The organism is Capnocytophaga sp. oral taxon 863 str. F0517 (assembly GCF_000466425.1).
Lineage (GTDB): Bacteria > Bacteroidota > Bacteroidia > Flavobacteriales > Flavobacteriaceae > Capnocytophaga.
In genome coordinates this window covers 18,730-38,185 of sequence record NZ_KE992094.1, presented here as the reverse complement: position 1 = coordinate 38,185, position 19,456 = coordinate 18,730, and the positions used below count along the sequence as shown (strand labels likewise).

Here is a 19,456-nt window from a genome sequence, read left to right as displayed (position 1 = left end):
ACTGCATAGAACATTTTGTATTTTTATGTTTAATTTTAATATCATGTAATACTTATATGGTTAAAAAAATCTATTCTTATCACAATTAAATCATATTACAAAAAAATTATTATTATTATCCCTTGATTATTAAAAATAAATTATTATTTTTGCAAAAAAAATTATATATGAAAAAACTTACATTTCTTTTGTTTTCCGTTCTCACCACAGGGAACGCATTGGCAGAGACTCATTTCTCTGTAGAGAAGGACAGCCTTTCAGTACCTGAATCGGCACAGACGACTAATGTTGATCTATATTTCAATGGTAGCTTTGCTGCTAATAAGAGTAATACGGCTCCAGGAGCTGCTGGCTTCCGTTTGGAAGATGCACGCATCAATATTTATGGGAATTATAATGAAGATCTATCTTATCGAGTTCGTTTTCGTCTGAATCGCCCTTATACACCCAATTCGCAGGACAATGCTTCAGCAGCCTTGGACTTTGCCTATCTTACTTACCATTTTGGTAAAGATCGCAAATGGGACTTGCGATTAGGAAAGGCTTATGCGATGGTAGGTTCCTATGAACAGGATATTCATCCCTTGTACGAATATATCTATGGGGATTATCTTAGCTATATCGTGAATCCTTTCTTGGCAACTATACAGCTAGGGTATCAGCTCAATGAGCATCACAAGGTAGGACTACAAGGCCATAATACACTCAATTCCAAATTTGGTGACCACCTCTCTAATAATGGCTTATCTACAGAAGGTTATTTGTCTTCTAAAGCTCCCATAGGAGGATATGTATATTGGATTGCTTCCTACTTTGATGGGAAGCTACAGACCAACTATTCCTATGATATAGCTCAATTTGCCCAAGACTACTATACCCACACCATTTCTTTAGGACATAAGCTCAAGATAGGAAGGCATTGGGCATACTTAGACCTTATGTACTCCCATATGGGGGCGGACTATGCGACTGTGGCCTCTAAGGTACTTAACAAATATGAGAATAGAGCGCAAAACAAATACATTATGTACAAGAATATTGTCTATAAAGGAGCTATCGCTCGTTATGAATACCAAGTAAATGATGCCTGGAGTGCTTCTGCCAAATTGGCTTTCGAGCTAGCCGGAAGTCAAAACCTATTGAGTGAGCATTTTAGGCAAAACTATAGCTATTTTGTTGCGCTACAATATGCCCCTTTCAAGACACAAGATTTCCGTTTTTATGGAGCTTATATAGGTAACACTATTAATTATAGCAAAGAACTCAATAGGCCTTATGAGCAGTACAACAGAGTTGCCATAGGTGCTTACTATACTTTGCCTGTATTTAAGAAAAAATAGACTTTATCTCTCAAAGAAAACTAAAACAACTTAATCATGCTAAATATAAAATTAGGCATTGCTTTGTGTATTTTAGGGCAAATCCCTATCTTTGCCCAACAAGATACCCTTACTGAACCTATTTCAGCAGAAAAGTTAAAAGTGGAATTTTATTTTAGAGGAGGCTTCCTCTCGGATACACATAGCCGAGAGGAAAACTCCTCTTCTCATTTCCAAATAGACAATGCTCGGCTGAATATTCAGGGAGACTATAACAAATCGCTTGGATATCGAGTGCGTTTCCGATTTAACAAACCTTTTGCCACCACCTCTATGGATAATGGCTCTGCTGCCTTGGACTATGCTTATATTACCTATCGCTTTGGTCATAAGCGAACCTGGGAGGCTACCTTGGGGAAACAACTTTCTGTAATGGGCTCCTTCGAAAAGGATATCAACCCCTTATACGAATACATCTTCACCGATTACCTCAATGGGGTATATGCTAATGTCTTTTTGGCAGGAGCACAGCTCTCTTACAAAATCAATCCTAAACATAGCTTTGGAATACAGATACACAATACCCTCAACCAGACTTTTGATAACCATCTAAAGGGCAATCAATTCTCTACCTCTGGATATCAAAGCTCTGATCTCCCGATAGGAGGCTATGCTTATTGGAATGGTAGCTTTTGGGATGGTAGGTTCAAAACTAAATATTCCTATAACATGGCTCAGTTCGCCCATAGTTATTATACTCATTCCATCTCTTTAGGAAACAAACTGCAAATAGGCCAACATACGGCCTATCTGGACTTGGTTTATTCCCATATGGGAGCGGACTTTGGCCTTACTTCCTCAAGGCTGCTAAGTATTCATGATGGACTTGGGGAAGGTGCCTTTACGATGCGTAAGAATATAGTATATAAATGTGCGGTCTCCCGTTATGATTACCAGCTCAATGACCATTGGAGCCTTACCGGTAAGGGGGGTATAGAAATCACAGGAAGCAAGAATACTATAAGTGAGCAACTTAGAACTAACTACATTTATTTTGTTGCGGCACAATATGCCCCTTTCAAGACACAGGATTTGCGTTTCTATGCGGCCTATGTTGGCAATACCATTACCTATCATGATGCCTTAAGAAAGCCGGATGAACAGCTACACCGCTTCACTATTGGGGCGTATTATACCTTACCTATACTGAAACGATAACTAATATAAAACTTTATTATTTGCCCAACCTTATGGAAAATTTTCCCATGGTAGCCAAAACCTTCTTTGGTTTTGAAGATATCTTAGAAAAAGAATTGCGTACCTTAGGTGCTATGAATGTAAAAAAAGGCGTAAGAAGTGTCTCTTTCTCGGGAGATAAAGGCTTCATGTACAAGGCCAACCTATCCTTACGGACTGCCTTGAAAATACTCAAGCCTATTTATTCTTTCCAAGTTCGTAACGAGAAGGATTATTACCAAAAGCTATACCAGTATGACTGGGGAACTTTATTTGCTCCTTCTCAGACTTTTGCAGTGGAGGTAACACTCGCTACTGACCTTTTCAATCATACCCAATACATGACCCTAAGAGCAAAAGATGCCATCGTGGATAAGTTCCGCGCTCAGTATGGGAAACGACCTAATATAGACACACTACACCCTGATATTCCATTGTTTATACACATTCAAAAGGATAACCAAGTGATTGTCTCCTTGGATACTTCGGGGGCATCGCTACACCACCGGGGCTATCGTACACAGACCAATATAGCTCCCATCAATGAGGTACTTGCCGCTGGTATCCTTGCCCTCAGTGGGTGGGAAGGGCAAAGTGATTTCTTAGACCCTATGTGTGGAAGTGGTACCTTCTTAGTGGAGGCTGCCATGATGGCTTGTAATATTCCTGCTTCTCTACATCGCAAAGAGTTTGCCTTTGAGAAATGGCCTGACTATGAGGTGGATCTGTTCGAAACTATCTTCGATAGTGCGCTAAGTAAGGCTAAAGAATTCCCTTATCAGATCTATGGCTATGACAAAGCACCTTCTGCGGTGATGAAAGCCAAAGAAAATGTCAAGAATGCACGTCTCTCGGAATATATAACTATCCGACAACAGGATTTTTTCAAGTCTAAAAAAGAGCATGAACGCCCTCTTTTTATGGCTTTTAATCCTCCCTATGGGGAACGTTTGGAAATCAATCCTACCCTCTTCTATCAGCAAATAGGCGACACCCTCAAGCAAGGGTATCCTAATACACAAGCCTGGCTGATTACCTCCAACCTCGAAGCCCTCAAGTCGGTAGGCCTGCGCCCTTCTAAAAAGATAAAACTTTTCAACGGAAAATTAGAAAGTCGCTTGGTCTGCTATACTATCTATGAGGGAAGTAAAAAGGCTAAATTCCAAGAATATAATAAGGGGAGCTAACTCACTCCCCTATTTGCATCTTTGCCAAATAATTGTAGGCATCTCCTTCTGCTACCAACTTACAGCTAAGTCCATTGTGAAAAGCGGCATTCTGCAAAGTGTTATAATCCAAAAAAAGCCAAGGAAAGGATTCTTGTTCTCCTTTGTAGCTGACAGTGTAGATAAGTTCTCCATAATAATCCGCCCCCTCCGCTATTGGAACGATATATCCTCCATCCTCATCTTGGTCAAACATATAGATAATATCCGTAGAAGTTGCCAAGATCTGCCCCTTAGCAGTGAGTAAGGATTTCAATTTTTGTAAGTATAGGTCTATTTTAGAAAGCCTTTGGCTAATACCTATTCCGTTCATCAGCATCAGAATCGTGTCAAACTTACCTGTATAGTCTAAGACATCAGCACATACACACTGCTTTACCCCTCTTAGCCGACAAACTTCTATCGCTGATGGCGAGCTATCAAGGGCTACAACTTCAAAGCCCTTTTCTTGCAGATAGAGGACATGAGAACCTGTCCCCGCTCCTACATCCAATACCTTCCCCTGAGCCATAGCAAGGGCTTGCTGCTCCAAGGGAATCATCTGAGAAAAAGAGCGAAAAAAATGAGAGCGAAAAAGATACTCTTGCTCTGAGATATTCGTCTCTACATACATATCCTCCGAGCGATCTCCTTTCTGATAATCTAAGAGAGAACGGCCTAACAAATCTGACATTTGAATTGATTTTTAAAAGTTATGCTCCCTTGCTAAAAAACTTCCTTACTCTGTAGAATAACTCTCCAAAATTACCTATTGGCTTGTCTTCATTGACCAATAGCGTAAGATATATCCCTAAGGGCAATAGGAAAAAAGTAGGAATCCAAGGGGCTATATAAGGATTTATATTTCCATTGGTAGCCATATTCTTGGTAAGTAAGCCTGAAAAATAGTAAGCTAAGAATAATCCTATAGCCACTACCAAGGGAAGACCTACCCCTCCTTTGCGGATAATGGCTCCCAAAGGAGCTGCTACAAAGAAAAGAACAAAGCAAGTAATAGCCAAAGCTATTTTGTCACTCAGGGTAAGCCGATATACATTGATGAGTTTCTGCTGATAAGTTGTATTCTCTTCATTATTCTCTATATTATTGATCAAGGAGGCTATATTATCTTTGGCTAAGCTATATATTTGAGTTAGCTGCCCCTCTTTTTTATACTTATCTACCACCTCTTCTATTGTTTTAATCTGAGATGTCACAAGTGTATCTCTAAGATGCCCCTCACTAATATAATTTATACCTGTACGCCTATAGAAATTCTCTCCAAAATCCCTTGTCTCTTGTCGGTAACCCTGAACGAGAGAGTCCAAGGTATAGGATAGTTGAGAGATATTCATAGTTCTATAGTAATCTTTCTCTGCATTTTCATTATAATTGATATCTGCGTTAAGCGAACTAATATCTATATTGAGAACGTGAGTTTGGAACTTAGCCTTTACAAAGGGAAAGGTAGATTCATCTTTGCTTTCCACATCTTCATAATAGGAGCCATCCTTTAGGATAAGTTGTAGCACATCGGAACCCTTCTTATGTCCAGAGAGTGTGCCGTTTTTTGCTTTTATAACCGTACGGCTCTGTTCGCTGGCATTTATTTTATGAATTACTATATCGTGAAGATATTCTCCATTTTCTCCTGTTTTCTTACCTACTTTGATTGAAAAATTCTGTACATTATTGAAAATTCCTTGGCTTATGGCCAGCGAAGGTTGCTTGTTCTTAATACTTTCACGTAGAGCTACCACTTTTCTATTAGACCAAGGTTGGAGGTTGTTAAAAGTAAAGAATACCCCTATACTGAGCAGTAACATAAAGATGATAAGCGTACGCGACGCCCTTAGCAAAGACACGCCTGAGGCCTTCATCGCTGCCAGCTCATAGCTCTCTCCCAAAGCGCCCAAAGTCATGATGGAGGAAAGTACCACCGTAAGGGGCAAGATAAGTGGAATAAGGTTCGGAAGCATCAATGCAATAAATTTTATTACCACAAAGATACTGAGCCCCTTACCAACCAACTCATCTATATACAACCAAATGGTTTGGAAAACAAAGATAAGCGTAATAATCAGTAAAGATGCTATAAAATTATAGATAAAGCGAGATAGTAGGTAGCGATCCAGTACTTTCATAGGTGAATTCCTTGCCTCTGATGACTTATTTATTAATATAATAGCCTAATTTCTTGTATTTAGCCTCATTGAAAGTAAAGTCATTCCCACTAAGGGGCTGATTGGTTTTGAACTCATTGATGGTGATAGTTGTTTTGGCTTCATTTTTACCTACTTGTATCAGGTTATAGATATGTTTGGTAGTGGTATCGATCCCTAGTAGAATGAGTTTTATATCCGATGATATTTTGGTCGGTTTCAGTTCTATATATTGTATTTTACGCCCCTTCACTTGCTGAACAATATCCCACTTATAGGAGAAATCTTTTTTGTAAAAAGTGAGCATCTCAGAGGGCTTAATCATCTGATCGTCCTTGTTTTCTGTATCCTCTATAGTTACTTCCTCATTCTCTGGAACGATTGTATATATTTTTTTCCCATCAAAGATTTTAGTAACTCCCATATAGTTAAGCAAATATTTCTGTCCGCTTAGGGTGACATCGCCTCGGGTATCCTGCTTGATACGCTCTTTAGCATTCTCAAAAGAATAGCGAAAATCAATATAAATATTATCATAAGAAGTTACTTTCTTATATACTTCATCCAAGAGTGCCTTAGCCTTATTGGCATTTTGAGCATGCGAAAAGGTGGCTACAAAAGCAAAAACTAATACAAATATTCTTTTCATTTTTAGGAATTGTAAATGGCCTTATATATAGCAATAATTGTGCCAAATTTTCTAATAGGTTGCCTTTTGCTCTTAGAGGGGAATCACTCAAAATTCAAAACTATTTTTTTGGTTAGTCAAAAAAATAATTGTAATTTTGACCCCAATTTACAAGATTTCTAATCAAAAATGAAGGCTTTATTCAAAAAAGAAATTCGTTACTTCTTCACCTCTGCGATAGGCTATGTAGTCATAGGAGCTTTCATGCTTTTCTGTAGCCTATTCTTATGGGTTTTATCCGGAGATTATAATATTTGGGAAAGTGGCTTTGCCTCTTTGCATCCTTTCTTTCTTTTAGCGGCCTGGATATTGGTATTCCTTGTCCCCGCTCTTACGATGCGTATTATTTCCGAGGAAAAACGCAGTGGTATGCTCCCATTGCTTTTTACATATCCTATTAGTATTTGGAAGATCGTATGGGCGAAGTATCTTTCATTGATTTTTATCTTACTTATCCTTATTACCTTTTCAGCTGTATATGTATATATGGTGTGGAACTTAGGGGCTCCTAAGGGAAATATGGATATAGCCAGTACCACAGGCTCTTACATTGCCTTATTACTCTTAGGGGCTACCTTTGCAGCTGTAGGTATGTTCGCCTCTGCGATGAGTCAGAACCAAATTATAGCCTTTGTGGTGGCTACTTTTTTGAATTTTTTCTTGTTCTTTGGGCTGGACGAACTCTTAGGTTTCTTCACCGAGGGAACTCTTTTTTCCTTTGGCTTCAAAATTCATTTTGAAGACATGAGCCGCGGGGTGATTGATACGAGAAATATAGTCTACTTCGCCTCTATTACCTTCTTTTTCTTATACTTAACCCAACTATCCTTACAGAGAGAAAAAAAATGAAATCTATAAAAAAAATACTTCTATCCATTTCTCTATTAGTGCTTATCTTAGGGATCATCATCGGAGCAAGTCAAGTGGTATATAAGCGATTCGACCTCACCTCCGACAAGCGCTATACCCTATCCCCTACTACCTTACAACTGCTCAAGCGCATCAAAACTCCTATAGGTATTAAGGTCTTGCTCAAGGGAAATATACCCACCGAATACAAGCGATTGCAGACCGAAACCCTCCAATTATTGGAGGAGTATAGAGCTGCCAATAGAAACATCCATTTTGATTTTATCAACCCCTTGGAGGGAAAGGAGGACAATAGCCAATTACAGGCGCTTAGTATGCAGGGATTCACCCCACTTATGATTACTTCTTCTCAAGGGGGAAGAACCTCCGAGGAATACATCCTCCCTTGGGCAATCCTCACCATGGGGGATAGGCAGGAGCGTGTTTCCCTATTGCGTAACAAATTAGGGGCTTCTACCCAAGAAAAAATACAGTTCTCCGTACAAAATTTAGAATATGCCTTCTCCGATGCGCTCTACAAGCTACTCTTGGAGAAGCAAAAGAGTATTGCCGTCATCAGAAGCAATGGTACCCTACCCGATGTGGAGATAGCGGACTTTTTACGCTTGGAGCAGAATTACTATCACTTAGCTCCTTTTGTTTTAGACTCTGTAGCCACTGCCCCTCAAAAGACTCTCAAGCAGCTCTCTACCTTCCAGCTTTGTATTATTGCCAAGCCTACAGTTGCCTTTACCGATGAGCAAAAACAGGTTCTTGATCAGTATATCATGAACGGAGGGCGTGTTCTTTGGCTCTTAGATCCTGTTGCGGCATCTATGGATGAGCTTTTCCGACAGAAAGGACGTACTATGGCTATGCCTCAAGACCTTAACTTGGTCGATATGCTCTTCAAGTATGGAGTACGCCTGAATTATGACCTGATTAACGATTGGTATTTTACCCAGATTGTTGTTGCGCAAGGTAGCGGTAGCCAGACCCAGTATACACCCATCCCTTGGGTATACTCCCCTATGATTCTTTCGGCCAATAATCACATGATTAATAAGAATTTGGATGGTATTCGCCTCCAGTTTGTCAGCAGTATCGATACCCTTAGCAATGGCATCAAAAAATCCGTGCTACTTTCCTCCTCTCCCCTATCCAAACTCGAGGGTACTCCTAAGGAGATTGTCCTTGATTTTCCTGAAAAAACAACCGAAGGATATGACAAAGGGAATTTCCCTGTGGCAGTCCTCTTAGAAGGGAGCTTTACTTCGGCTTTCAAAAATAGGGTGAAGCCTATTGAGCAGCTCGAAAACAAAGACCAAAGCCCTCCTAACAAAATGATTGTCATCTCCGATGGAGACATTATCCGAAATGACCTTCAGCAGGGAGAGCCTTTAGAATTGGGGTATGACAAATGGACTAACCAATATTTTGATAACAAGGCCTTCCTACAGAATTGTGTCAATTACCTTCTGGACGATACCGATTTCCTAAGCTTGCGCAACAAAAAGGTTTCCCTACCTTTCTTAGATAAAAAAACAATAGAAAAGGACACAACTTACTGGAAATCAATATCCTTTATCATACCTCTGACTACACTTATCCTATTGGGATTAGTGGTGAGAGGATGGTACAGAAGACAATATTCTTAATGTTTAGTCAAAAATTTTATAGTTCCCTTTTTTTGGAATATCTTTGCACTTATTTTTTAACGCATACAAAGCATCATGAGATTCATCGTATCTAGTTCGTATCTATTAAAGAAACTCCAAATCATAGGTGGTGTGATTAATAGTAATAACACCATGTCTATCTTAGAGAATTTCTTATTCGAATTATCTGAAAACAAACTAACTGTATCAGCTTCTGACTTAGAAACTACTATCAAAGGGGTTATAGAGGTAGAAAGTACTGATACAGCCAGTATCGTGGTTCCTTATAAGATCTTGATCGATACCCTCAAGACCTTTACTGCCGAACAGGCGCTTACCTTTACCATCAATGACAACAATACTATAGATATTGTCTCCAATAATGGAAAATATACCCTCGCTTACTTAGATAGTCAAGAGTTCCCTACTGTAGTGGAAATAGAAAATGCCAATCGTGTAACATTAAGAGGGGATATCTTAGCTACAGCGATACAAAGTACTTTCTTCGCTACTGGAAATGATGATTTGCGCCCTATTATGAATGGGGTCTTTTTCAATTTTACAGAAGAAGCACTTATCTTCGCCGCTACCGATGCACACAAGTTGGTAAAATATGAACGCCAAGATATAAAATCCGAACAACCTGCTGCCTTCGTTATTCCTAAAAAACCGCTAAACCTTCTCAAGGGGATCCTCTCCCAAAGCGAAACTCAAGTAACTATCGAATACAACGAAAGTAATGCTAAGTTCTCTTTCGACCAATTGGACTATGTTTGTCGTCTGATAGATGGTACTTACCCTAACTATGAGGCGGTAATTCCAAAGGAAAACCCCAATAAGCTGATTGTTAACCGTACCTTATTGCTCAACTCTACCAAGCGTATCTCTAACTTTGCTAGCAAAGCCACTCACCAAATGCGCGTGAAGATTACCGGTAACTCTTTACAAATCTTCGCCGAAGATATAGAGTATAACAATCGTGCCAACGAGACCATCCCTTGCAACTATGAGGGTGATGATATGGAAATAGGGTTCAATTCTAAATTCTTTATGGAAATGCTCAGCAACCTTTCCTCTGAAGATATCCTCCTTGAGATGTCCTATTCCAATCGACCAGGTATCCTAACTCCTGCCGATGGCTTGGACGAAGGTGAGAAAATATATATGCTCGTAATGCCTACGATGCTTTCTAATGAAAATGTCTAATATCAATTCCCTATCGAATCGAAAAGCTATCTCCTGAAGATGGCTTTTTTACATCTCTAACCTAACCTTTTCTCTTATGCAAATTTACAAATTCGGAGGTGCTTCCGTTAAGGACGCACAAAGTGTACGCAATGTAGCCTCCATCCTTGAGAATACAACCGATAAGAATATCCTCATTGTCATCTCCGCTATGGGCAAAACAACCAATGCCTTGGAGGAGGTCGTAACTCATTATTTTGAAGAAGATAAAAATGCCTTGAACGAAAGTTTACAAAAGGTAAAAGACTTTCATTATCAGATTATTAATGAGTTATTTGACAACAAAAATCACCCTATCTATTGGAAAATAGACGGACTCTTCGGGGAGATTGTTTCCTTCTTAGAAAGAAACAGATCTCCAAAGCATAGCTTTGTATATGATCAGATTGTGAGCTTCGGTGAGCTAATCTCTACCCATATCATTAGCCATTATCTCAATGATAAAGGCATCCGAAATACCTGGCTCGACGCTCGTAACCTGGTCAAGACCAATAGCAACTATCGAGAAGGTGAGGTGGATTGGGAAGAAACCAAGCGTAATATTACCGAGAATATCAATCCTTCCCTTATGTATATCACCCAAGGGTTTATAGGGAGTGACCCCAATTACTTTACCACTACACTTGGCCGAGAAGGATCCGATTATTCTGCGGCTATCTTCGCCTATTGCTTAGAGGCCAAAAATGTTACTATTTGGAAAGATGTTGCCGGTGTGCTCAATGCCGACCCTCGATTCTTTTCCAATACCCAACTGCTTGAGAAAATTCCGTATCAAGAGGCTATCGAGCTGGCTTTCTATGGAGCTTCTGTCATTCACCCCAAGACCCTACAGCCTCTTCAGAAGATGAACATTCCTCTGAATGTCCGTTCTTTTCTACATCCTGAACAGCCAGGTAGCTCCGTGTGCGATGTGAAAGAACTAACCCCAAAAGTACCCTGCTACATACGTAAGCAAAACCAACACTTATTATCGCTCTCCTCACTGGATTTTTCTTTCATTGCAGAGGAAAATATCAGCTTTATTTTCAACCTCTTAGCCACTTATCAGATAAAGGTGAGCCTGCTGCAGAACTCTGCTATTAGCTTCAACCTATGTATAGAGGACAAATATAAAAACCTTCCACTTCTATTGGAAGACCTTAGCAAGCGCTTTAAGGTCAGTTGTATAGAAGGGGTAACTCTATATACAGTACGCCATGCGCTCCCCGATAGCTTCAACTTCCTTAGCGACGACATAGAAGTCCTCTTAGAGCAATATGCCCTCCATACCCAACAGAAAATCGTTAGGCAATGATTAGTGGTTAGTTTTTAGTGATTAGATACTAACCACTAAAAACTAATCATTAACAAAACGTTAAAAACGTATTTTAAGCCTAATTTTTTTGATTTTATTTTCTTATCTCAAAAAAAGGTTGTAAATTAGCACCTTGAAATAAAAAGTAACTTTTACAATGGTTGAAGGAGAAAAACTCATTCCTATTAACATAGAAGACCAGATGAAGACAGCCTACATTGACTATTCAATGTCGGTAATTGTCTCTAGGGCCTTGCCTGATGTGCGTGATGGACTGAAGCCTGTGCATCGTCGTGTACTCTTTGGAATGCTTGAATTGGGCGTACGTAGCAATACCACTCATAAGAAATCGGCTCGTATCGTCGGGGAAGTACTCGGTAAGTACCACCCTCATGGGGATTCTTCCGTATATGATACCATGGTACGTATGGCACAGTGGTGGAATATGCGCTATATGCTCGTAGATGGGCAAGGTAACTTCGGTTCTATAGATGGGGATCCTCCTGCTGCTATGCGTTATACCGAGGCTAGAATGCGCAAAATAGCCGAAGATATGCTCATCGATATCGACAAAGAAACAGTGGATCACTCCCTGAACTTTGACGATACTCTTGAGGAGCCTACCGTCTTGCCTACTCGTATCCCCAACCTATTAGTCAATGGGGCTGCCGGTATCGCAGTAGGGATGGCTACCAATATGCCTCCTCACAACCTTGCGGAAGTGGTCGATGGTACCATCGCTTATCTTGACAATCAAGATATTACCATTGATGAACTCATGGAGTATATCAAGGCACCGGACTTCCCTACCGGAGGGATTATCTACGGCTATGATGGCGTACGTGAGGCTTTTAAAACAGGCCGTGGCCGCGTGGTTATCCGCGCCAAAGCGCACTTCGAGGAAATCAATAACCGTGACTATATCGTTGTCACCGAAGTTCCTTATCAGGTGAATCCTGAAACCATGCGTGAGCAAACTTCCAACTTGGTCAAGGAGGGTAAGCTCGAAGGCTTGGCCGATATTGTAGACCAAACCGGTAAGGGTGGGATGCGTATCGTATATGAACTTAAGAAAGATGCGATTCCTAATGTAGTGCTTAACAACCTCTTCAAGCACACTGCGCTGCAATCTTCCTTTAGTGTTAATAATATTGCCTTAGTCAATGGACGTCCTGAACAGCTAAACCTTAAAGACTTGATATACCACTTTGTAGAACACCGCTATGATGTAGTCTACAGGCGTACCCAGTATGAGCTTAAGAAAGCAAAAGAGCGTATCCATATCTTGGAAGGGCTTATGAAAATCATGGCCACCGAGGATACCCTTGACCGAGCGATTGCTATTATCCGCCATTCCAAACCTCCAAAACCTGATTTGATGGCCGAATTTGAGCTTACTGATATGCAGGCTACTGCTATCCTAAACCTTAGATTACAGAGTATCAATGAATTGGATATTATCGGATATAAAGAGGAATACGAAAAAAAATTAGCTGAAATTATTGATTTAGAAGATATTTTAGCTCACAAGGAACGCCGTACCCAGATTATCAAAGACGAACTTTTAGAAATAAAAGCCAAATATGGGGACGAACGCAAATCTGTCATAGAATATGCCGGTGGCGATATCTCCATTGAGGATATTATCCCCAACGAACAGGTCGTTATTACCATTTCCAATGCGGGATATATCAAGCGTACCCCTGTCAATGAATACAAAACCCAAGCTCGTGGTGGTGTAGGGCAAAAGGCCTCGGCTACCCGAGATAAGGACTTTATCGAACACCTCTTTGTGGGAACCAACCACCAATATATGCTCTTCTTTACCGAAAAAGGAAAGTGTTTTTGGCTCAGGGTATATGAAATTCCTGAAGGGGGAAAGAATACCAAGGGACGTGCCATCCAAAACCTTATCAATATTGCCTCCGATGACTTAGTCAAAGCCGTCATCTGTACCCATGATCTCAAGGAACAGGATTATATCAATAGCCATTATGTAATTATGGCTACCAAAAAAGGGGTTATCAAAAAGACCTGCTTGGAGCAATATTCTCGCCCTCGCCAAAATGGTATTGTAGCCATCACTATCAAAGAAGATGATGAACTATTAGAAGCGCGTCTTACCTCTGGCAATAGCCAAGTAATGCTTGCCGTAAAATCAGGTAAGGCTATTCGTTTCCCTGAAGAAAAAGTACGTGCGGTAGGCCGTAGTGGCTCTGGAGTGAGAGGTATCTCCCTGGAAAGTGACAAAGATGAAGTCATCGGTATGATCGCCATCGAGAACCCTAAGGAGGAAACCGTATTGGTTGTCTCCGAAAATGGCTATGGAAAACGTACCTTTATTGATGATCCTGAAACAGGCGAAGCCGTTTATCGTATCACCAACCGTGGCGGTAAGGGGGTAAAAACGATTTCTGTAACTGATAAAACAGGAAACTTGGTGGCTATCAAGTCTGTCTTAGAGGAGGATGACCTGATGATTATCAATAAGTCCGGTATGGCCATCCGCCTTCCTGTAAGCGACCTCCGTGTGATGGGACGTGCTACCCAAGGGGTGCGCCTGATCAATATCAAAGGAAATGACTCTATCGCAGCCGTAGCCAAGGTGATGAAGGAGGACGAAGAAGAACTCCCCGAAGGTGAAAATACCCAGGAACCTACCCCAACCGAATAAATAATTATAAGTCAAATATAAACAGATAGTTACCATGAAAAAAAGTATGCTACTAATAACAGCTTTGGCCTTTTCAGCTGTTTCTTTTGCTCAAAAGAAAGAACTTAAGGAAGTAAAAAAGGCAATTGATAAGAACGAACTCTCTCAGGCACAATTGCTTTTAGAGAGTCTCAAAAGCAGTGCCTTGAACGATAGAAAATCCTCTGCCGAATATTACCTCCTAAAAGGTGAAATTGCTCTAAAAAAAGCAATTGCAGCCAACGATATCAACGCTTTATCCGAAGCAACCAACGCTTTCAATGAAGCTAAAAAAGTAGGTGGAAAAACCCCTACAGAATTGGATGTACTTAAGGGTAAAGGTGCCGAGTTTGCTGTAGAAAAAGGGCAATCTGCTTACGAAAATAATGACTTTAAGCAGGCTGCCATCGCTTTCGAACAGGTATATCGTCTCAGCCCTAAGGATACACTTTTCCTATACAACGCTGCTGTATCTGCCTCTCAAGGTAAAGAAAAAGACATGGCTTTGAACTATTTCTTAGAACTTAGGGATCTTAAGTACGATGGATCCGAAACCCTCTATGCGGCTAAAAACAAAGAAACCGGACAGATAGAGAAATCTGCTGATAAGAATATCCGTGACATGAAAATGAAAACGGGGAACTATACCAACCCTACTCAGGAGAAAACGCCTTCCAAAAAACGTGAAATTATCAGCAATATTGCTTATATTTATGTAGATCAAGGAAAAAAAGAAGAGGCTATCAAGGCTTTTGAATTTGCAAGAAAGAACTACCCTAAGGATGCCGAACTTCTCACTCAGGAGGCAAATGTATATTACCAATTGGGTAATATAGACAAATATGTAGCCCTGACCAAAGAAGTAACAGAACTACAACCCGACAATGTCAATGCCCTATACAATATTGGGGTAATAAACCTCCAAAAGGGAAATAATGACCAAGCAAGGATATATTTCCAAAAAGTGCTCAAGGTAGATCCTAAAAATGCCGACGCAGCTATGAACTGCGCCACTACCTTTGCCAAAGAAGGAGATGCCTTAGTAGACCCTATGAATGCCTTAGGAAATACAGCCAGTGACATCAAAAAATTCAACGAGCTAAAGACTAAAAAAGATAATCTTTACAGACAAGCCGCTGAAGTGCTCAATGAATATGTCAATAATGATGCCAAAGAACCTAACAAAGTAGTATTGGAATACTTGTCCAACATCTATTTATCTTTAGATGATGTAACCAACTATAAAAGAATTAGAGCTATTGCTGAGAAAAAATAAAATGCACATCATTTTTATAGAAAATACTTTCCCCAATAAGGGAAAGTATTTTTTTGTATCCTATTGATTCACTTAAGCACAAAACAAAAGGCTTAAGAATATATTCCTAAGCCTTTTTACTAAACCTTAAAAATCAATGTATTGCGGAGAAAGAGGGATTCGAACCCCCGGAGGTGTTACCCTCAACGGTTTTCAAGACCGCCGCATTCGACCGCTCTGCCATTTCTCCAGTGAATAAAACACTGTTTTAATTCGGGTGCAAAGGTATAACTTTTTTTTTATTCTACAAAGAAAAAATGATTTTTTTTCTATTTTTTCATCAAAAATTTTTCTTCGCTCTGTATTTCAATTAGTTATAGATTTTTTATAATAAATTTGAAAAATAGCTTTGTTTTCTTATTTTTTTTTCTTACCTTTGTGTGGTTTTAAAAGATACCCTTATTCTTAGTAATTATGTCAATAGCTACACCTCCCATATTTACTTCTATCTTAGATAATGATTTCTACAAATTCACTATGCAGTGCGCTGTTGTAAAGCTATTTCCTGCGGTGAAAGGTCGTTATGAGTTCATCAATCGTGGAAAGCATGAATTTCCGGAAGGCTTCGCCAAAGCAATGCAAGAAGCTGTTAATCAAATGGCGCAACTTAAGCTATCAAAGGAGGAAAAAGAATTCTTAAAAGCTTCCTGTCCTTATCTGAATCCTGTTTATATTGATTTCTTAGAAGGTTATCGGTATGATCCTTCTGAAGTACATATCTCCCAACAAGGAACAGAACTTAAAGTAAGTGTGGAAGGCTATTGGTACCGAACTATTCTATGGGAAGTACCGCTTTTGGCTACCATCAGTGAATTATATTACAAGCTCACAGGAGCGGTGGCTTGGAATGACGAACAAATCATCGCTAAGACTTCTCACAAGATCCATGATTATGAGGCTTTGGATGTAATCTTTGCCGAATTTGGCACTCGTAGGCGACATTCTTACCGCACTCATGACTTAGTAATGCAGACACTTATACAGTCCCATCGCCATAACTTCTCCGGAACAAGCAATGTGCATTTTGCTATGAAGTACAAGGTAAAACCCATCGGTACTCATGCACATGAATGGTTCATGTTCCATGCTGCTGAATATGGATTTAAGATGTCCAATGCCATGTCTCTTGAACATTGGGTGGATGTCTATAGAGGCGACTTAGGAGTAGCTCTTTCTGATACTTATACTACGGATGTCTTTTTCAAGCAGTTCGATACCAAGTTTGCCAAACTTTTTGATGGTGTACGCCACGATAGTGGTGACCCTATCGAATTTGCAAACAAAACCATAGAACATTATAAAAAATTCGGTATCAATCCCCTTTCCAAATATATCATCTTCTCCGACGGACTTACTCCTGAAAAAGTAGAAGCTATTACCAAATACTGCCGCGGTAAAATAGGCTTCTCTTTTGGAATTGGAACCAATCTTACCAACGATGTAGGTCTAAAGCCCATGAATATTGTAATGAAACTCACCGAAGTGCTTACCTCTGACCGCGAATGGATCAAAACCGTCAAGCTCTCCGATGAACCTCTCAAGCATACCGGAGATCCCCGAATGATAGAATTGGCAAAGGAATTGTTACGTATCCATTCTTAAAAATATGAGTATTCTAAAGAAGACCAATATAGTTGCCTATACCCTAATGATATTGGGAACACTACTGCTCTACCTACAATCCAAAAAGGAATATAGGCTCTTTCAGGAGCAATATATCCTAATGGCTGGGTTGGTATTGATGGTCGTAGGTATCTATATGCTTTCTAAAAAAATACCTCCAAAAGAACCTAAATAAGTTAAATATTATACAAATAATTAAAAACAAAATTTTATGTCAGTATTAAAAATTGGAATCAATGGATTCGGACGTATTGGCCGCTTGGCTTTTAGAGCTATTTCAAAACGTGCCAATGTAGAAGTTGTAGGTATTAATGACTTACAAGATGTGGAGTACATCGCTTATTTACTAAAATACGATTCTGTACACGGTACTTTCCCGTTGGATGTAAAAGCAGAAAACGGAAACCTTGTAGTGGATGGAAAAACCATTCGCATCACTGCTGAAAAAGATCCTAATAACCTCAAATGGAATGAAGTTGGGGCTGATGTAGTACTCGAATGTACTGGTATCTTTACTACTTTAGAAAAAGCACAAGCACACCTTAATGCAGGTGCTAAGAAAGTGGTAATCTCTGCACCTTCTGCGGATGCTCCTATGTTTGTAATGGGGGTAAACCACAAGAGCGTAAAACCTACCGATACAATCGTATCCAACGCTTCTTGTACTACCAACTGTTTGGCTCCTATCGCCAAGGTTATCAACGATAACTTCGGTATTGACGAGGCGCTTATGACCACCGTACATGCTACCACCGCTACTCAGCTTACAGTAGATGGCCCTTCTAAAAAGGACTGGAGAGGAGGACGTTCTGCCCTTATCAACATCATTCCTTCTTCTACAGGGGCTGCTAAGGCAGTAGGTAAAGTAATCCCTGAACTTAATGGAAAACTTACCGGTATGGCCTTCCGCGTGCCTACAGCCGACGTTTCTGTAGTGGACTTAACTGTAAAAACAAAGAAAGCTACTTCTCTTAAAGAAATCAACGAAGCTATGAAAAAAGCCTCCGAAGGAGAACTTAAAAATATCTTAGCTTATACCGATGAGCTCGTTGTTTCTCAAGACTTTGTAGGTTGTACCAATACTTCTATCTATGATGCCAAAGCTGGTATCGAACTCAACGACCACTTCTTCAAAGTTGTTTCTTGGTATGATAACGAAGCAGGTTACTCCAACAAATTAGTGGATCTCGCTCAGCATGTAGCTTCCCTTTAATCTGTAAAAGATGAAAAAAAAGACGTGTGATTTCTAAAACATACGTCTTTTTTTCAAATATGTTCACCTAATACCTCAAAAATTATGATTTTTATAGTAGATAGTGGAGCAACCAAAGCCGACTGGACTGCTCTGAACGAAAAAGGAATGAAAGAATTCGGCACCCAGACCCTTGGCCTTAATCCTGAAGTCCTTACCGAGGAAATCGCCATGGAACGACTTACAACCAACGAACAACTCAACGATAACCGCAAACGTGCCCGACACGTATATTTCTACGGAGCTGGATGTGGAACAGAACGACTTAGAGTATTCCTTCAGGCAATCTTACAACGTTTCTTCACCAATGCTACTATTGTGGTAAAAGAAGATACTTATGCTGCCGTACATGCCACTACCGCCGATGGCGAAAAAGCCATTGTAGGTATTCTCGGTACAGGGGCTAACTGCTCCTATTGGGATGGAAAAAAGCTACACCAAGCCGTGGATTCCTTAGGGTATTCCCTCATGGACGAATGTAGTGGAAACTTCTTCGGGAAAAGACTTATTGTGGATTACTACTTCAAAATCATGCCGGAACATCTAAGAAATAAGTTCGAACACGAATACGAGCTTAACTCGGATGTGATTAAGTCTCACTTGTACAAATTGCCTAACCCTAATAGTTACCTAGCTACTTTTGCTCGCTTTTTGGTGGAAAATAAAAATGATGCTTATTGCCAGCGCATCATCCGAGAAGGTGTACAGCTCTTCATCGATCACTGGGTGGTACAATACGAAGCCCGCAATGAGGTGCCTATCAACTTTGTAGGTAGTATCGCTTTCTACCTGCAGGATTTGGTAAAAGAAGTATTTGCTGAAAACAAACTAAAAGTAGGTAAGGTTATCCGCAAGCCTATTGATGGCTTAGTAGAGTATCATCTATTACATAAAAATAAAAAATAAACCCATAGCCCA

At 40.0% G+C, this 19,456-nt stretch carries 16 protein-coding genes and 1 tRNA gene; 13 read left to right on the top strand and 4 right to left on the bottom strand.

From position 1 onward, the window contains the following. Positions 1 to 167: 167 nt before the first annotated feature. The 3 genes from HMPREF1551_RS02570 to HMPREF1551_RS02560 are packed head-to-tail and all read left to right on the top strand — an operon-like array spanning position 168 to position 3,742. Complete coding sequence (locus tag HMPREF1551_RS02570) at positions 168 to 1,340, top strand: porin (RefSeq protein ID WP_021627464.1); 1,173 nt, start codon at positions 168 to 170, stop codon at positions 1,338 to 1,340. Between the two features lie 36 nt (positions 1,341 to 1,376). Then, a complete protein-coding gene (locus HMPREF1551_RS02565) occupies positions 1,377 to 2,537 on the top strand; it encodes a porin (protein WP_021627463.1) in 1,161 nt (386 codons plus the stop codon). 32 nt (positions 2,538 to 2,569) lie between these two features. Next, entirely contained in the window at positions 2,570 to 3,742 is a 1,173-nt protein-coding gene (locus HMPREF1551_RS02560; protein WP_021627462.1) for a class I SAM-dependent RNA methyltransferase, read from the top strand. A gap of 1 nt (position 3,743) precedes the next feature. On the opposite strand, the gene HMPREF1551_RS02555 is transcribed toward HMPREF1551_RS02560, so the two are convergent. From HMPREF1551_RS02555 to HMPREF1551_RS02545, 3 genes are read right to left on the bottom strand one after another with little or no spacing between them, the layout of a single operon-like run. Further along, positions 3,744 to 4,454, bottom strand: a complete 711-nt coding sequence (locus HMPREF1551_RS02555; RefSeq protein WP_021627461.1) for a class I SAM-dependent methyltransferase — start codon at positions 4,452 to 4,454, stop codon at positions 3,744 to 3,746. Positions 4,455 to 4,473: 19 nt separating this feature from the next. Next, complete coding sequence (locus tag HMPREF1551_RS02550) at positions 4,474 to 5,904, bottom strand: LptF/LptG family permease (RefSeq protein WP_021627460.1); 1,431 nt, start codon at positions 5,902 to 5,904, stop codon at positions 4,474 to 4,476. Between the two features lie 25 nt (positions 5,905 to 5,929). After that, positions 5,930 to 6,571 (bottom strand): LolA family protein, encoded by a 642-nt coding sequence (locus HMPREF1551_RS02545; protein ID WP_021627459.1) that lies wholly within the window; start codon positions 6,569 to 6,571, stop codon positions 5,930 to 5,932. Positions 6,572 to 6,739: 168 nt separating this feature from the next. Between HMPREF1551_RS02545 and HMPREF1551_RS02540 the strand changes: the two genes are divergently transcribed. The 6 genes from HMPREF1551_RS02540 to HMPREF1551_RS02515 all read left to right on the top strand — a co-directional run bounded on the left by HMPREF1551_RS02540 (position 6,740) and on the right by HMPREF1551_RS02515 (position 15,624). Then, positions 6,740 to 7,459, top strand: a complete 720-nt coding sequence (locus HMPREF1551_RS02540; RefSeq protein ID WP_021627457.1) for an ABC transporter permease subunit — start codon at positions 6,740 to 6,742, stop codon at positions 7,457 to 7,459. Beyond that, positions 7,456 to 9,117 (top strand): gliding motility-associated ABC transporter substrate-binding protein GldG, encoded by a 1,662-nt coding sequence (gene gldG / locus HMPREF1551_RS02535; RefSeq protein ID WP_021627456.1) that lies wholly within the window; start codon positions 7,456 to 7,458, stop codon positions 9,115 to 9,117. Before HMPREF1551_RS02540 ends, gldG begins: the two co-directional genes overlap by 4 nt. A gap of 75 nt (positions 9,118 to 9,192) precedes the next feature. Beyond that, on the top strand, positions 9,193 to 10,323 hold the full coding sequence (gene dnaN / locus HMPREF1551_RS02530; RefSeq protein ID WP_021627455.1) for a DNA polymerase III subunit beta: 1,131 nt from the start codon (positions 9,193 to 9,195) through the stop codon (positions 10,321 to 10,323). Between the two features lie 76 nt (positions 10,324 to 10,399). Beyond that, entirely contained in the window at positions 10,400 to 11,656 is a 1,257-nt protein-coding gene (locus HMPREF1551_RS02525) for an aspartate kinase (protein ID WP_021627454.1), read from the top strand. Between the two features lie 157 nt (positions 11,657 to 11,813). Then, positions 11,814 to 14,330: a DNA gyrase subunit A gene (gene gyrA / locus HMPREF1551_RS02520; RefSeq protein WP_021627453.1), complete on the top strand. Its 2,517-nt coding sequence runs from the start codon at positions 11,814 to 11,816 to the stop codon at positions 14,328 to 14,330. A gap of 34 nt (positions 14,331 to 14,364) precedes the next feature. Then, the gene (locus HMPREF1551_RS02515; RefSeq protein WP_021627452.1) at positions 14,365 to 15,624 is read left to right on the top strand and encodes a tetratricopeptide repeat protein; all 1,260 of its coding nucleotides are present in this window, start codon (positions 14,365 to 14,367) and stop codon (positions 15,622 to 15,624) included. Positions 15,625 to 15,768: 144 nt separating this feature from the next. Here HMPREF1551_RS02515 and HMPREF1551_RS02510 read toward each other — a convergent pair. Continuing rightward, positions 15,769 to 15,853 (bottom strand) — tRNA-Ser (locus HMPREF1551_RS02510). 224 nt (positions 15,854 to 16,077) lie between these two features. On the opposite strand from HMPREF1551_RS02510, the gene pncB reads away from it, so the two are divergent. The 4 genes from pncB (at position 16,078) to HMPREF1551_RS02490 (ending at position 19,444) form a co-directional block, all read left to right on the top strand. Next, positions 16,078 to 17,265: a nicotinate phosphoribosyltransferase gene (pncB, locus tag HMPREF1551_RS02505; protein ID WP_021627451.1), complete on the top strand. Its 1,188-nt coding sequence runs from the start codon at positions 16,078 to 16,080 to the stop codon at positions 17,263 to 17,265. Positions 17,266 to 17,269: 4 nt separating this feature from the next. Next, positions 17,270 to 17,461 carry a hypothetical protein gene (locus tag HMPREF1551_RS02500; RefSeq protein WP_021627450.1) on the top strand — a complete coding sequence of 64 codons (192 nt, stop codon included), beginning with the start codon at positions 17,270 to 17,272 and terminating at the stop codon, positions 17,459 to 17,461. Between the two features lie 36 nt (positions 17,462 to 17,497). Beyond that, positions 17,498 to 18,499, top strand: a complete 1,002-nt coding sequence (gene gap / locus HMPREF1551_RS02495) for a type I glyceraldehyde-3-phosphate dehydrogenase (protein ID WP_021627449.1) — start codon at positions 17,498 to 17,500, stop codon at positions 18,497 to 18,499. Between the two features lie 84 nt (positions 18,500 to 18,583). Next, positions 18,584 to 19,444, top strand: a complete 861-nt coding sequence (locus HMPREF1551_RS02490; RefSeq protein ID WP_021627448.1) for a hypothetical protein — start codon at positions 18,584 to 18,586, stop codon at positions 19,442 to 19,444. Positions 19,445 to 19,456: the final 12 nt, after the last annotated feature.